General features: G+C 53.0%; 9 protein-coding genes. All 9 read left to right on the forward strand.

Annotated features, from left to right (window positions below):
• The first annotated feature begins 450 nt into the window (after positions 1–450).
• The 9 genes from sdhC (at position 451) to cydA (ending at position 12,428) form a co-directional block, all read left to right on the forward strand.
• The gene (gene sdhC / locus HV107_RS17030; RefSeq protein WP_182060055.1) at positions 451–855 is read left to right on the forward strand and encodes a succinate dehydrogenase cytochrome b556 subunit; all 405 of its coding nucleotides are present in this window, start codon (positions 451–453) and stop codon (positions 853–855) included.
• Positions 849–1,196 carry a succinate dehydrogenase membrane anchor subunit gene (gene sdhD, locus HV107_RS17035; RefSeq protein WP_008501088.1) on the forward strand — a complete coding sequence of 116 codons (348 nt, stop codon included), beginning with the start codon at positions 849–851 and terminating at the stop codon, positions 1,194–1,196. Before sdhC ends, sdhD begins: the two co-directional genes overlap by 7 nt.
• Positions 1,196–2,962: a succinate dehydrogenase flavoprotein subunit gene (gene sdhA / locus HV107_RS17040; RefSeq protein WP_014069375.1), complete on the forward strand. Its 1,767-nt coding sequence runs from the start codon at positions 1,196–1,198 to the stop codon at positions 2,960–2,962. The genes sdhD and sdhA overlap by 1 nt, the downstream gene beginning before the upstream one ends.
• Positions 2,963–2,977: 15 nt before the next feature.
• On the forward strand, positions 2,978–3,694 hold the full coding sequence (gene sdhB / locus HV107_RS17045; protein ID WP_182060056.1) for a succinate dehydrogenase iron-sulfur subunit SdhB: 717 nt from the start codon (positions 2,978–2,980) through the stop codon (positions 3,692–3,694).
• 269 nt (positions 3,695–3,963) lie between these two features.
• Entirely contained in the window at positions 3,964–6,771 is a 2,808-nt protein-coding gene (gene sucA / locus HV107_RS17050; RefSeq protein WP_182060057.1) for a 2-oxoglutarate dehydrogenase E1 component, read from the forward strand.
• A gap of 14 nt (positions 6,772–6,785) precedes the next feature.
• Positions 6,786–8,006, forward strand: coding sequence for a 2-oxoglutarate dehydrogenase complex dihydrolipoyllysine-residue succinyltransferase (odhB, locus tag HV107_RS17055; RefSeq protein ID WP_182060058.1), 1,221 nt, complete (start codon positions 6,786–6,788; stop codon positions 8,004–8,006).
• An 85-nt stretch (positions 8,007–8,091) separates the two neighbouring features.
• Entirely contained in the window at positions 8,092–9,258 is a 1,167-nt protein-coding gene (sucC, locus tag HV107_RS17060) for an ADP-forming succinate--CoA ligase subunit beta (RefSeq protein WP_014069379.1), read from the forward strand.
• Complete coding sequence (sucD, locus tag HV107_RS17065) at positions 9,258–10,127, forward strand: succinate--CoA ligase subunit alpha (protein WP_182060059.1); 870 nt, start codon at positions 9,258–9,260, stop codon at positions 10,125–10,127. Before sucC ends, sucD begins: the two co-directional genes overlap by 1 nt.
• A 732-nt stretch (positions 10,128–10,859) precedes the next feature.
• Positions 10,860–12,428: a cytochrome ubiquinol oxidase subunit I gene (gene cydA / locus HV107_RS17070; RefSeq protein ID WP_182063537.1), complete on the forward strand. Its 1,569-nt coding sequence runs from the start codon at positions 10,860–10,862 to the stop codon at positions 12,426–12,428.
• The last annotated feature ends 12 nt before the right edge of the window (positions 12,429–12,440 follow it).

Raw genomic sequence — 12,440 nt, forward strand, 5'->3', positions numbered from 1 at the left:
TGCAGTCCGAATTATTCAAACCTGTATATCACTAATAACTGTCCTGATAACTTCGGTCAATACCATCACACTGTTACATAACTATTTGTCAGGTGAAAGAGAGACCTCATAACTTTTGCGCATTATATGCCTTTTCTGATGACGTTTGTAACAATATTGTTTAACATTTGTCAAATCAGATGATTAAAATTTAAAAAGATGTTGTTATCGTGACCCTGATCACTGTTCCAGAGAAAACCCGACAAACTGTATGTAGGTTAATTGTAATGATTTTGTGAACGGCCTATACTGCCGCCAGGTCTCCGGAACACCCTGCAATCCCGAGCCACCCAGCGTTGTAACGTGTCGTTTTAGCATTTGGAAGCAATGTTTTGCATGACGCGCAGTTATAGAAAAGGAACGCTGCTTGACCCGCATCGCAGTCCGGAGGAAGGAAACAATAAGAACAGCATGTGGGCGTTATTCATGATAAGAAATGTGAAAAAACAAAGACCTGTCAATCTGGATCTCAAAACGATCCGATTCCCTGTAACAGCAATAGCGTCCATTTTGCACCGTGTTTCTGGTGTGATTACGTTTGTGGCGGTCGGTATTCTGCTGTGGTTGCTGGGAACCAGCCTCTCATCTCCTGAAGGATTCCTTCAGGCCTCTGCCATTATGAACAGCTTCTTCGTGAAATTTATCATGTGGGGCATTCTGACTGCGCTGGCATACCACGTTGTAGTGGGCGTTCGCCATCTGCTGATGGACTTTGGCTATCTGGAAGAAACCTTCGAAGCCGGGAAACGCTCCGCTAACATTTCGTTTGTGATTACTGTCGTGCTTTCACTTCTCGCAGGAGTTCTCGTATGGTAAGCAACGCCTCCGCATTAGGACGCAACGGCGTACATGACTTCATTCTGGTTCGTGCTACCGCCATCGTTCTCACTCTTTACATCATCTATATGATTGGTTTCTTCGCGACCAGCGGCACGCTGACGTGGGAAATCTGGAGCGGGTTCTTCGGATCTGCCTTCACCAAAGTGTTCACCCTGCTGGCCCTGTTCTCCATCCTTATTCATGCCTGGATTGGCATGTGGCAGGTGTTGACCGATTACGTTAAACCACTGGCTATTCGCCTTCCTCTGCAACTGGCTATCGTCGTTGCTCTGGTGGTTTACGTCATTTATGGATTCGTTGTGGTGTGGGGTGTGTAATGAAACTGCCAGTCAGAGAATTTGATGCTGTTGTGATTGGTGCTGGTGGCGCAGGTATGCGCGCAGCGCTGCAAATTTCCCAGAGCGGCCAGACCTGTGCGCTGCTCTCTAAAGTCTTCCCGACCCGTTCCCATACTGTATCTGCGCAGGGTGGTATCACCGTTGCGCTCGGTAATACCCATGAAGATAACTGGGAATGGCACATGTACGATACGGTAAAAGGTTCCGATTACATCGGTGACCAGGATGCCATCGAATATATGTGTAAGACCGGCCCGGAAGCGATTCTGGAACTGGATCATATGGGGCTGCCGTTCTCCCGTCTGGAAAATGGCACCATCTATCAGCGTCCGTTTGGCGGCCAGTCGAAAAACTTCGGCGGTGAGCAGGCGGCACGTACTGCGGCGGCGGCTGACCGTACTGGTCACGCACTGCTGCACACTCTGTATCAGCAGAACCTGAAAAACCACACCACTATCTTCTCCGAGTGGTACGCGCTGGATCTGGTGAAAAACGCCGATGGCGCAGTTGTCGGTTGTACCGCGCTGTGTATCGAAACCGGTGAAGTGGTGTACTTCAAAGCCCGCGCAACCGTGCTGGCGACCGGCGGCGCAGGCCGTATTTATCAGTCCACCACTAACGCCCACATCAACACCGGTGACGGCGTTGGCATGGCTATCCGTGCTGGCGTACCGGTGCAGGATATGGAAATGTGGCAGTTCCACCCAACCGGTATCGCCGGTGCGGGCGTTCTGGTGACAGAAGGCTGCCGTGGTGAAGGTGGTTATCTGCTGAACAAGCACGGCGAGCGCTTCATGGAGCGTTATGCCCCGAATGCGAAAGACCTGGCGGGTCGTGACGTGGTGGCACGTTCCATCATGATCGAAATCCGTGAAGGCCGCGGCTGTGACGGCCCATGGGGTCCTCACGCCAAGCTGAAACTGGATCACCTGGGTAAAGAAGTTCTGGAATCCCGTCTGCCGGGCATCCTGGAGCTGTCCCGTACCTTCGCCCACGTTGACCCGGTAAAAGAACCGATTCCGGTTATCCCAACCTGTCACTACATGATGGGCGGTATTCCGACCAAAGTTACCGGTCAGGCACTGACCGTGAACGAGCAGGGCGAAGATGTGGTTATCCCTGGCCTGTTCGCGGTAGGTGAAATTGCCTGCGTATCCGTACACGGTGCCAACCGTCTGGGCGGTAACTCACTGCTCGACCTGGTGGTATTTGGCCGTGCGGTGGGTCTGCATCTGCAAGAGTCGATTGCTGAACAGGGCGACCTGCTTGACGCGACCGACGCTGAAATCGATGCCTCTCTCGAACGTCTGAACCGCTGGAACGGTAACCGTAACGGTGAAGATCCGGTTGAAATCCGTAAAGCGCTTCAGGAATGTATGCAGCACAACTTCTCGGTATTCCGTGAAGGTGATGCGATGGCGAAAGGGCTTGAGCAGCTGAAAGCGATCCGCGAGCGTCTGAAAAATGCCCGTCTGGACGACACCTCCAGCGAGTTCAATACCCAGCGCGTTGAGTGTCTGGAGCTGGATAACCTGATGGAAACCGCTTACGCCACTGCGGTGTCGGCAAACTTCCGTACCGAGAGCCGTGGTGCACATAGCCGCTTCGACTTCCCGGATCGTGATGACGAAAACTGGCTGTGCCATTCCCTGTATCTGCCAGAGTCGGAGTCCATGACGCGTCGTAGCGTCAATATGGAACCGAAACTGCGTCCGGCGTTCCCGCCGAAGATTCGTACTTATTAATGCGGAGACAGGACAATGAAACTCGAATTCTCAGTTTATCGTTATAACCCGGATGTAGACGATGCTCCGCATATGCAGGATTACACCCTGGAAGCGGAAGAAGGTCGCGACATGATGCTGCTGGATGCCTTAATGCAGCTTAAAGAAAAAGATCCGACACTGTCGTTCCGTCGTTCGTGCCGTGAAGGGGTGTGTGGCTCTGATGGCGTGAACATGAACGGCAAAAATGGTCTGGCCTGCATCACACCAATTTCTGCGTTGCAGCGCCCGGGTCAGAAAATTGTTATCCGTCCTCTGCCAGGCCTGCCGGTTGTGCGTGATTTGGTGGTGGACATGGGGCAATTCTATGCACAATATGAGAAGATTAAGCCTTACTTATTGAATAATGGGCAAAATCCACCCGCTCGTGAGCACTTACAGTCTCCTGAGCAGCGTGAAAAACTCGATGGGTTGTACGAGTGTATTCTCTGTGCATGTTGTTCGACGTCTTGCCCATCGTTCTGGTGGAACCCGGACAAATTTATCGGCCCGGCGGGTCTGCTGGCTGCCTATCGCTTCCTGATCGATAGCCGCGATACCGAAACCGATAGCCGTCTGGAAGGACTGAGTGACGCTTTCAGCGTATTCCGCTGCCATAGCATCATGAACTGCGTCAGTGTTTGTCCTAAGGGGCTGAACCCAACGCGCGCCATCGGCCATATTAAGTCGATGTTGTTGCAGCGCAGTGCATAAGTAGTGAGAGGGGAGCGCTGTTCCCCTCACCCTAACCCTCTCCCTGTGGGAGAGGGAATAGATTGCAGGAAATCTTTAAAAACTGCCGACGACCTTCCCCCTCTCCCTGTGGGAGAGGGTCGGGGTGAGGGGAAACCCTTAAGACAGTTTCTAAAGGTTCCTTCGCGGGCCAAATGAAAAGAGCTCGCAGGTGAACCCCGGCACGTACACGTGGTGTGCGTGGTAGTTTCTACGGCGAAAGTAAGCATAAAAATGCTTAAGGGATCACGATGCAGAACGGCGCAATGAAAGCCTGGCTGGACTCTTCTTTCCTTTCTGGTGCGAACCAGAGCTGGATCGAACAGCTCTATGAAGACTTCTTAACCGATCCTGACTCAGTGGACGCAAACTGGCGTTCCATGTTCCAGGAGTTGCCTGGCACGGGAGTCAAACCGGATCAATTCCACTCCAAAACACGTGATTATTTCCGCCGTCTGGCGAAGGATGCCTCACGTTACTCTTCTGCGATTTCCGACCCTGACACCAATGCGAAGCAGGTTAAAGTTCTGCAACTTATCAACGCTTACCGCTTCCGTGGTCACCAGCACGCGAATCTCGATCCGCTGGGACTGTGGCAGCAAGACCGTGTAGCGGATCTTGATCCGGCATATCACGATCTTACCGAGGCTGATTTCCAGGAAAGCTATAACGTAGGTTCTTTTGCTATCGGCAAAGACACGATGAAGCTGGGCGAACTGATTGATGCGCTCAAGCAAACCTATTGCGGCTCCATCGGCGCGGAATACATGCACATTACCTCTACAGAAGAAAAACGCTGGATCCAGCAGCGTATTGAATCTGTGGCAGGCCATGCGACCTTCTCTGTTGAAGAGAAAAAACGCTTCCTGAGTGAACTGACCGCAGCAGAAGGCCTTGAGCGCTATCTGGGCGCGAAATTCCCGGGCGCAAAACGCTTCTCGCTGGAAGGCGGCGATGCATTAGTGCCAATGCTCAAAGAGCTGATTCGCCACGCAGGCAACAGCGGTACCCGTGAAGTGGTACTGGGCATGGCGCACCGTGGTCGTCTGAACGTACTGATCAACGTGCTGGGTAAAAAGCCGCAGGATCTGTTCGACGAATTCGCGGGCAAACATAAAGAACATCTCGGTACCGGTGACGTGAAGTACCACATGGGCTTCTCGTCTGATATTGAAACCCAGGGTGGCCTGGTTCACCTGGCGCTGGCGTTTAACCCGTCGCACCTGGAGATCGTCAGCCCGGTGGTTATCGGTTCCGTGCGTGCACGCCTGGATCGTCTGGACGAGCCAAGCAGCAACAAAGTTCTGCCAATCACCATTCACGGTGACGCAGCCGTAACCGGGCAGGGCGTGGTTCAGGAAACCCTGAACATGTCCAAAGCGCGTGGTTACGAAGTGGGCGGTACGGTTCGCATCGTTATTAACAACCAGGTGGGCTTCACCACGTCTAACCCACTGGATGCGCGTTCTACCCCGTACTGCACCGACATCGGCAAAATGGTACAGGCACCTATCTTCCACGTTAACGCAGATGACCCGGAAGCCGTTGCTTTCGTGACCCGCCTGGCGCTGGACTTCCGTAACACGTTCAAACGCGATGTGTTCATCGACCTGTTCTGTTACCGCCGTCATGGCCACAACGAAGCTGATGAGCCAAGTGCAACCCAGCCGTTGATGTACCAGAAAATCAAAAAACACCCAACGCCGCGCAAAATCTATGCTGACAAGCTGGAAGCGGAAAAATTGTCCTCGCTGGAAGATGCGACCGAAATGGTCAACCTCTACCGCGACGCACTGGATGCGGGTGAATGCGTAGTGAAAGAGCTGCGCCCAATGAACATGCACTCCTTTACCTGGTCGCCATACCTCAACCACGAGTGGGATGAGAGCTACCCGAACAAGGTTGAGATGAAGCGTCTGCAAGAACTGGCAAAACGTATCAGCACTGTGCCAGAAGCTATTGAGATGCAGTCTCGTGTGCAGAAAATCTATTCCGACCGTCAGTCTATGGCGGCAGGTGAGAAGCTGTTCGACTGGGGTGGCGCTGAAAACCTGGCTTATGCAACGCTGGTTGACGAGGGTATCCCTGTTCGTCTGTCCGGTGAAGATGCGGGCCGTGGCACCTTCTTCCACCGTCATGCCGTGGTGCATAACCAGACCAACGGTTCTACCTATACCCCGTTGCAGCACGTACATAACGGCCAGGGCCAGTTCAAGGTCTGGGACTCGGTACTGTCTGAAGAAGCGGTGCTGGCATTTGAATATGGCTATGCCACCGCAGAACCACGCACCCTGACCATCTGGGAAGCGCAGTTCGGTGACTTCGCCAACGGTGCGCAGGTGGTTATCGACCAGTTTATCTCCTCCGGCGAGCAGAAGTGGGGCCGTATGTGTGGCCTGGTGATGCTGCTGCCGCACGGTTATGAAGGACAGGGGCCGGAGCACTCCTCCGCGCGTCTGGAACGTTATCTGCAACTCTGTGCTGAACAGAACATGCAGGTGTGCGTGCCGTCTACCCCGGCTCAGGTTTACCACATGCTGCGTCGTCAGGCGCTGCGCGGGATGCGTCGTCCGCTGGTGGTGATGTCTCCGAAATCGCTGCTTCGTCATCCGCTGGCAGTATCCAGCCTGGATGAACTGGCTAACGGCACCTTTATGCCAGCCATCGGCGAGATTGACGAGCTGGATCCGAAAGCCGTGAAGCGTGTCGTAATGTGTTCTGGTAAGGTTTATTACGACCTGCTGGAACAGCGCCGCAAGAACAATCAGAAAGATGTCGCCATCGTGCGTATCGAACAGCTTTATCCATTCCCGCATCAGGCGATGCAGGAAGTGCTGAAACAATATGCTCACGTTCATGATTTTGTCTGGTGCCAGGAAGAGCCGCTTAACCAGGGCGCATGGTACTGCAGCCAGCATCATTTCCGTGAAGTGATTCCATTTGGGTCTGCCCTGCGTTACGCAGGTCGCCCGGCCTCCGCCTCTCCGGCGGTAGGGTATATGTCCGTTCACCAGAAGCAGCAACAAGATCTGGTCAATGACGCGCTGAACGTCGATTAATTAAAGGATACATAATGAGTAGCGTAGATATTCTTGTTCCCGACCTGCCTGAGTCTGTAGCAGATGCGACCGTCGCCACCTGGCACAAAAAACCGGGCGATGCCGTTAAGCGCGATGAAGTGCTGGTAGAAATCGAAACTGACAAAGTGGTACTGGAAGTACCGGCTTCGGCGGATGGTGTTCTGGATGCAGTGCTGGAAGATGAAGGCACGACCGTAACCTCTCGTCAGATTCTGGGTCGCCTGCGTGAAGGCAACAGTGCGGGCAAAGAGTCCAGCGCGAAATCTGAAGAGAAAGCCTCTACCCCAGCGCAGCGCCAGCAGGCCTCCCTGGAAGAGCAGAGCAACGACGCGCTCAGCCCGGCGATCCGTCGCCTGCTGGCAGAGCACAACCTGGACGCGGCTGCCATTAAAGGCACCGGTGTGGGTGGTCGTCTGACGCGCGAAGACATTGAGAAACACCTGGCGAAAGCACCTGCCAAAGCAGAAGCCAAAGCCCCTGCGGCAGCACCAGCGGCACAGCCTGCTCTGGGCGCGCGCAGCGAAAAACGTGTACCGATGACCCGTCTGCGTAAGCGTGTTGCTGAGCGTCTGCTGGAAGCGAAAAACTCCACCGCGATGCTGACCACCTTCAACGAAGTGAACATGAAGCCAATCATGGACCTGCGTAAGCAGTACGGTGACGCGTTTGAAAAACGTCACGGTATCCGTCTGGGCTTTATGTCCTTCTACGTGAAAGCGGTTGTTGAAGCGCTGAAACGCTACCCGGAAGTGAACGCATCTATCGATGGCGATGATGTGGTTTACCACAACTATTTCGACGTCAGCATGGCGGTTTCTACTCCACGTGGTCTGGTAACCCCAGTTCTGCGTGATGTGGATACTCTGGGTATGGCTGACATCGAGAAAAATATTAAAGAGCTGGCAGTGAAAGGCCGCGACGGCAAGCTGACCGTAGACGACCTGACCGGCGGTAACTTCACTATTACCAACGGCGGCGTATTCGGGTCACTGATGTCCACGCCAATCATCAACCCACCGCAGAGTGCGATCCTCGGAATGCACGCCATCAAAGATCGTCCGATGGCGGTAGACGGTAAAGTTGAGATCCTGCCAATGATGTACCTGGCGCTCTCTTACGATCACCGTCTGATCGATGGCCGCGAGTCCGTAGGCTTCCTGGTAGCCATTAAAGAGCTGCTGGAAGATCCAACGCGTCTGCTGCTCGACGTCTAGTTTTAGCAGTCTTGCCCGGCGGTGCTGAGCTTGCCGGGCCTACAAAAGCAATACCTAACGATTACCTGAAGGATGGATAGAACACATGAACTTACATGAATATCAGGCCAAACAGCTGTTTGCCCGGTATGGCTTACCGGCTCCGGTGGGTTATGCCTGTACTACCCCGCGTGAAGCAGAAGAAGCCGCATCTAAAATCGGTTCCGGCCCTTGGGTAGTTAAATGTCAGGTTCACGCTGGTGGCCGTGGTAAAGCGGGCGGTGTGAAGGTTGTTAAGAGCAAAGAAGAGATCCGTGCTTTTGCTGAACATTGGCTCGGCAAGCGCCTGGTAACTTATCAAACAGATGCGAACGGCCAGCCTGTTAACCAGATCCTGGTAGAAGCGGCGACCGATATCGCAAAAGAACTGTACCTCGGCGCAGTTGTAGACCGTAGCTCCCGTCGCGTGGTGTTCATGGCGTCTACTGAAGGCGGCGTGGAAATCGAAAAAGTGGCAGAAGAAACCCCTCATCTGATCCACAAAGTGGCCATTGATCCGCTGGCAGGCCCAATGCCTTACCAGGGTCGTGAGCTAGCGTTCAAACTGGGTCTGGAAGGGAAACTGGTTCAACAGTTCACCAAGATCTTCATGGGGCTGGCGACTATCTTCCTGGAGCGCGATCTGGCTCTGATCGAAATCAACCCGCTGGTTATCACCACGCAGGGCGATCTGATCTGCCTCGACGGTAAACTGGGCGCTGACGGCAATGCACTGTTCCGCCAGCCGGATCTGCGCGAAATGCGCGACCAGTCTCAGGAAGACCCGCGTGAAGCTCAGGCTGCACAGTGGGAACTGAACTACGTTGCACTTGATGGCAACATCGGCTGCATGGTTAACGGTGCGGGCCTGGCAATGGGCACCATGGACATCGTTAAGCTGCACGGTGGTGAGCCAGCGAACTTCCTCGACGTAGGCGGTGGCGCAACCAAAGAGCGCGTAACCGAAGCGTTCAAAATCATTCTCTCTGACGACAATGTGAAAGCCGTTCTGGTTAACATCTTCGGCGGTATCGTACGTTGCGACCTGATCGCTGACGGTATCATCGGCGCGGTGGCAGAAGTGGGCGTTAACGTCCCGGTTGTTGTGCGTCTGGAAGGTAACAACGCTGAACTCGGCGCGAAAAAATTGGCTGACAGCGGCCTGAATATTATTGCAGCGAAAAGTCTGACGGATGCAGCTCAGCAGGTTGTTGCCGCAGTGGAGGGGAAATAATGTCAGTTTTAATTAATAAAGATACCAAGGTTATCTGCCAGGGCTTCACCGGTAGCCAGGGGACTTTCCACTCCGAGCAGGCGATTGCCTACGGTACGCAGATGGTTGGCGGTGTAACGCCAGGTAAAGGCGGTACAACTCACCTGGGTCTGCCAGTGTTCAACACCGTACGCGAAGCAGTAGAAGCGACGGGTGCAACCGCGACCGTTATCTACGTTCCGGCGGCATTCTGCAAAGATTCCATTCTGGAAGCGATCGACGCAGGCATCAAACTGATCATCACTATCACCGAAGGCATCCCGACCCTGGACATGCTGACTGTGAAAGTGAAGCTGGATGAAGCTGGCGTGCGTATGATCGGCCCGAACTGCCCAGGTGTTATCACCCCGGGCGAGTGCAAAATCGGCATCATGCCAGGCCACATTCACAAACCGGGCAAAGTGGGTATCGTTTCCCGCTCTGGTACCCTGACCTATGAAGCGGTTAAGCAGACCACTGACTACGGTTTCGGCCAGTCCACCTGTGTGGGCATCGGTGGTGACCCGATTCCTGGCTCTAACTTCATCGACATCCTGAAGCTGTTCCAGGAAGACCCGCAGACTGAAGCGATCGTGATGATCGGTGAAATCGGCGGTAGCGCAGAAGAAGAAGCCGCTGCGTACATCAAAGATCACGTGACCAAGCCTGTTGTGGGTTACATCGCAGGCGTAACTGCGCCGAAAGGCAAACGTATGGGCCACGCAGGCGCAATCATCGCGGGCGGTAAAGGTACAGCGGATGAGAAATTCGCTGCACTGGAAGCTGCTGGTGTGAGAACTGTGCGCAGCCTGGCCGATATCGGCGAAGCACTGAAATCCATCATTAAGTAAGTCCTCTCTGCTCCCAGGACTGGGAGCTTTGAAATAAAAATGTCCGTTTCGACATGGTTGGCCGCTGAAAAGCGGCCTTTTTTATTACGCGCGGCATGTCATGAAATAGTCACAAACTGGTGTTAATTTACGGACTTGTAAAGGTAAAATATTTGTTATTTATTTGCGTTAAAGAAAGCGAGTGGAAAAATACGTAAGACCAACTAGAATTAATGTCCTGCCTGCATCCACATGCCTGCGCCACTATAGTTAATCAAAATCACCTCTGTTTATATTAATTATCCCATTCGATAACTTCAGATGTATTTACGTATACATATATTTAACATGGTTTTTACTCTGTTTACCGCAGCGGCACACAATTAACATAAAGCCTTAATTTTGATTTAAATCAATGTTTAATGTTTGGAAAAAGGCACCAAAAAGCGCTAAATTGTGCCAGATCAAAATGGCTGAAAAGTGGTAGTTTTGCTATAAGTTGATCACCGTCGTAAAACGTAAATGTGATTCAATAAAAACCTGTTTATTGTAAGGGTTTTGCAGCGTATTATATTTACGGGATCAATTTGGTTTTTTTATTAACGTATTTGCAACTTTTCATCACTGCTTTTTCCTCCCGTAGAGAATAAGCACTGAAGAAGGGAAGCAGATAACTTTGTATTGGGGCATGCGTGTGGATCTCTCTTATGGGGTTCACTCTCGGAGTCTTCATGCGATGAGCAAGGAGTCATGATGTTAGATATAGTCGAACTGTCGCGCTTACAGTTTGCCTTGACCGCGATGTACCACTTCCTGTTTGTGCCACTGACGCTCGGTATGGCGTTCCTGCTGGCCATCATGGAAACGGTCTACGTCCTCTCCGGCAAACAGATTTATAAAGATATGACCAAGTTCTGGGGCAAGTTGTTTGGTATCAACTTTGCACTGGGCGTGGCAACCGGTTTGACCATGGAGTTCCAGTTCGGGACTAACTGGTCATATTATTCCCACTACGTCGGGGATATCTTCGGTGCGCCGCTGGCCATTGAAGGTCTGATGGCCTTCTTCCTCGAATCCACCTTTGTAGGTCTGTTCTTCTTCGGTTGGGACCGTCTGGGCAAAGTCCAGCATATGGCGGTAACCTGGCTTGTGGCATTGGGTTCCAACCTGTCCGCACTGTGGATCCTGGTGGCGAACGGCTGGATGCAAAACCCAATCGCATCTGATTTCAACTTCGAAACCATGCGTATGGAGATGGTCAGCTTTGCCGAGCTGGTCCTGAACCCGGTAGCCCAGGTTAAATTCGTTCACACCGTGGCATCTGGCTACGTTTGTGGTGCGATGTTCGTTCTGGGTATCAGCTCCTACTATATGCTGCGCGGTCGTGACTTTGCTTTCGCTAAGCGCTCCTTTGCTATCGCTGCTAGCTTCGGTATGGCTGCAATCCTCTCCGTTATCGTACTGGGTGATGAATCCGGTTACGAAATGGGTGACGTGCAGAAAACCAAACTGGCAGCCATCGAAGCTGAGTGGGAAACACAACCGGCTCCGGCTGCCTTTACCCTGTTCGGTATCCCGGATCAGGATGCGCAGCAAAACCACTTCTCGATTCAAATCCCTTACGCGCTGGGCATCATCGCAACCCGCTCCGTCGACAAACAGGTTACTGGCCTGAAAGATCTGATGGTGCAGCATGAAGGCCGTATCCGTAATGGTATGAAAGCTTACTCACTGCTGGAACAGCTGCGTGCTGGTTCTACCGATCAGGCTATACGCGATCAGTTCAACAGCGTGAAGAAAGACCTGGGTTATGGGCTGCTGCTCAAACGCTATACCCCGAACGTCTCTGACGCGACGGAAGCGCAAATCCAGCAGGCCACTAAAGACTCCATTCCGCGCGTTGCGCCGCTGTACTTTGCGTTCCGTATCATGGTGGGCTGCGGCATCATCATGCTGCTTATCATCGCGGCGTCCTTCTGGTCTGTTATTCGTAACCGTGTCGGTCAGAAAAAATGGCTGCTGCGTACCGCGATGTACGGTATCCCACTGCCGTGGATTGCTATCGAATCCGGTTGGTTTGTGGCGGAATATGGCCGTCAGCCATGGGCGATAGGTGAGGTGCTGCCAACGGCGGTAGCGAACTCCTCCCTGACAGCGGGCGATCTGATCTTCTCCATGCTGCTGATTTGTGGTCTGTATACCCTGTTCCTGGTGGCTGAACTGTTCCTGATGTTCAAGTTCGCGCGCCTTGGCCCAAGCAGCCTGAAAACCGGTCGCTATCACTACGAGCAGTCTGCTGCGACTACTCAGCCGGCACGCTAAGACAGGAGTCAT

This window comes from Enterobacter sp. RHBSTW-00175 (assembly GCF_013927005.1).
GTDB lineage: Bacteria > Pseudomonadota > Gammaproteobacteria > Enterobacterales > Enterobacteriaceae > Enterobacter.

Coding starts and splice junctions, on each gene's coding strand:
- sdhC (WP_182060055.1), top strand. CDS start 451: ATGTGGGCGTTATTCATGATAAGAAATGTGAAAAAACAAAGACCTGTC.
- sdhD (WP_008501088.1), top strand. CDS start 849: ATGGTAAGCAACGCCTCCGCATTAGGACGCAACGGCGTACATGACTTC.
- sdhA (WP_014069375.1), top strand. CDS start 1,196: ATGAAACTGCCAGTCAGAGAATTTGATGCTGTTGTGATTGGTGCTGGT.
- sdhB (WP_182060056.1), top strand. CDS start 2,978: ATGAAACTCGAATTCTCAGTTTATCGTTATAACCCGGATGTAGACGAT.
- sucA (WP_182060057.1), top strand. CDS start 3,964: ATGCAGAACGGCGCAATGAAAGCCTGGCTGGACTCTTCTTTCCTTTCT.
- odhB (WP_182060058.1), top strand. CDS start 6,786: ATGAGTAGCGTAGATATTCTTGTTCCCGACCTGCCTGAGTCTGTAGCA.
- sucC (WP_014069379.1), top strand. CDS start 8,092: ATGAACTTACATGAATATCAGGCCAAACAGCTGTTTGCCCGGTATGGC.
- sucD (WP_182060059.1), top strand. CDS start 9,258: ATGTCAGTTTTAATTAATAAAGATACCAAGGTTATCTGCCAGGGCTTC.
- cydA (WP_182063537.1), top strand. CDS start 10,860: ATGTTAGATATAGTCGAACTGTCGCGCTTACAGTTTGCCTTGACCGCG.